At 68.1% G+C, this 2,443-nt stretch carries 2 protein-coding genes and 1 pseudogene; all 3 read left to right on the forward strand.

Annotation, left to right across the window (positions count from 1 at the left end; all coding sequences use genetic code 11):
- Positions 1-384, forward strand: a pseudogene (locus EOA28_RS32495) (DUF4350 domain-containing protein); the annotation flags it as partial.
- Positions 371-1,327 (forward strand): MoxR family ATPase, encoded by a 957-nt coding sequence (locus EOA28_RS32500; protein ID WP_127249963.1) that lies wholly within the window; start codon positions 371-373, stop codon positions 1,325-1,327. The pseudogene EOA28_RS32495 and the gene EOA28_RS32500, both read left to right, overlap by 14 nt.
- Positions 1,324-2,443, forward strand: a 1,120-nt coding sequence (locus EOA28_RS32505) for a DUF58 domain-containing protein (protein WP_148671004.1), incomplete at its 3' end; no start/stop codon positions are given. The genes EOA28_RS32500 and EOA28_RS32505, both read left to right, overlap by 4 nt.

Below are 2,443 nucleotides of genomic sequence, written 5' to 3' on the forward strand. Positions count from 1 at the left end.
TTTCCGCCCTTGGCGGCCCTTGCCTTCCTGCACGGGCTCGGCCGCTTCGGGCCGCCAAGGGCGGAAAGCCGCGCCATCGCCTTCGGCAAGCGGGCGCTGGTCGACACCACGGCGACGCTGCTCAGGCGCGCCGGGCGGTTGCAGGGCCTCGGCGACCGCTATGCAACGCTGGTGCGGCAGCGCGCCGGCGCGCTGCTTGGCGCGCCGCACGGGCTGCAGGGCGAGGCGCTCGACCGCTGGCTCGATTCCCGCGACAAAAGCGAGGCGCACGGCTTCACCCGGCGCTTCCAGGCCGCGAACGAATCCAACAATTTGGCAGCAATGCATGAAGCAGCCGAACAGCTGCATGACTGGACGGCAAGGAGGCTCGGTGAACGTCGATGAAGTGAAGGCCTTGGCGAACGCGATCAGGGAAGAAGTGGCGAAAGCGATCACCGGCCAGCACGACACGGTCGACCTGATGCTGACGGCGCTGTTTGCCGGCGGGCATATCCTGCTCGAAGGCCCGCCGGGCACCGCCAAGACCATGACGGCGCGCTGCTTCGCGCAGGCGCTGGGCGTCGCCTATGGCCGCATCCAGTTCACGCCCGACCTGATGCCCGGCGACATCGTCGGCGCCAACATCTACAATTTCCAGACCGGGCAGTTCACGCTGACGCGCGGTCCGATCTTCTGCGATCTGCTGCTCGCCGACGAAATCAACCGCACGCCGCCGAAGACGCAGGCCGCCCTGCTCGAGGCCATGCAGGAACACGCCGTCACCTTCGACGGCACGACGCATTCGCTCGGGCAGAATTTCATGGTGGTGGCAACGCAGAACCCGATCGAGCATCAGGGCGTCTATCCGCTGCCCGAGGCTCAGCTCGACCGCTTCCTGTTCAAGCATCGGGTGAGCTATCCGGACCTTGCGGAAGAGCGCGCCATCATCGTCAACCACGGCGGCGGCTCGGCCTCGCACGATATCGGGCAATACGGCATCAGGGCGCAGACCGACCGCAGGACGCTGGAAGCGGCGCTTGCCACCGTCGGCGACGTCACGCTGGTCGGCGATGTCGTCGGCTATATCGCGGCGCTGGTGCGCGGCACGCGCGAAAGCCCTGACCTGGAGGTGGGCGCCAGCCCTCGCGCGGGCGCCATGCTGGCGAGAGCCGCGCGCGCCAGGGCGGCGCTCGACGGCCGCAACTATGTCATCCCCGACGACGTCAAGGCTCTGGCCGTGCCGGCGCTGCGCCACCGCGTCGTGCTGTCGCCGGCCGCTCAGATCGACGGGCGGCTTGTCGAGCAGATCGTCTCCGACCTCGTCGACCATACGGAAGCGCCGCGTTGATCTATCCGAGCGGGCGAGCGGTCTGGGCAGCGGCGGCGGGGGCGATCCCCGCCTTCCTGATCGCGCTCGCGCTGCCTTCTATGTGGTATCTCGGCCTGCTGTGGATCTGCGTCCTGCTTGCCTTCCTGGCGGTGGACGCGGCCGCGGGCAGAGGCCGCGCCTCGCTTGATGCCACGCTGACGGCGCCGCCGCAGGTCGGCATCGGCGGGCGCTTCACATTGCACATCGCGGCCGGTGTCGGGGCAAAGTTGCGGCGCCTGCAGGCGCGCATCGGGCATGACCAGCGGGTTCAGCCGGTCGCCGGCACAGGCGGCGCGCTGCCGGCCAATGGCGGCACGCTCGACCTCGAATTCGAGGCCATCCGCCGCGGCATCGCCAGCTTCGACCGGCTCTGGCTGCGCTGGCAGGGCCCGTTCGGGCTGGTGTGGAACCAGGTCATATTGCCGGTCGACCGCAAGGTCGCGGTACTGCCTAATGTCACCAGCGCGCGCGACGAGGCAATCACGCTCTTGCAGCGTTCGGCCCTTGCCGACGGCCATACCCAGAAGCGCGCTGGACAGGGCCGCGAATTCGAGGCGCTGAAAGACTACCAGCCCGGCATGGGCCGGCGCATGATCGACTGGAAGCGCAGCGCCCGCCACGGCAGGCTTCTGGCGCGCGAGTTCCGGATCGAGGAGAACAACAACATCGTTCTGGCCATCGACAGCGGCCGGCTGATGTGCGAGCCGGTCGACGGCGTGCCGAAGGTCGACCGGGCGGTGACGGCGGCCCTCCTGTCGGCCTTCATCGCGCTCAAAGGCGGCGATCTCGTCAGCCTGTTCTCCTTCGACGCCAAGCCGCGCGTTTCGAGCGGCGCGGTGCGGGGCTCGCCGAGCTTCACCATGATCCAGAAGCGCGCCGCCGAGATCGACTATTCGACCGAGGAAACCAATTTCACCCTGGCGCTGACCACGCTATCGGCGAAGCTCGACCGGCGCTCGCTGGTCATCGTCTTCACCGATTTCGTCGACCCGATCAGCGCCGAATTGATGCTGCGCACCGTCGGCCGGCTGACCGAGCGGCATCTGGTGCTGTTCATGCTGATGAAGGATATCGAACTCGAAACGCTGGCCGACA

It is taken from the genome of Mesorhizobium sp. M2A.F.Ca.ET.067.02.1.1 (genome assembly GCF_004023285.1).
In the GTDB taxonomy this organism is placed as follows: domain Bacteria; phylum Pseudomonadota; class Alphaproteobacteria; order Rhizobiales; family Rhizobiaceae; genus Mesorhizobium.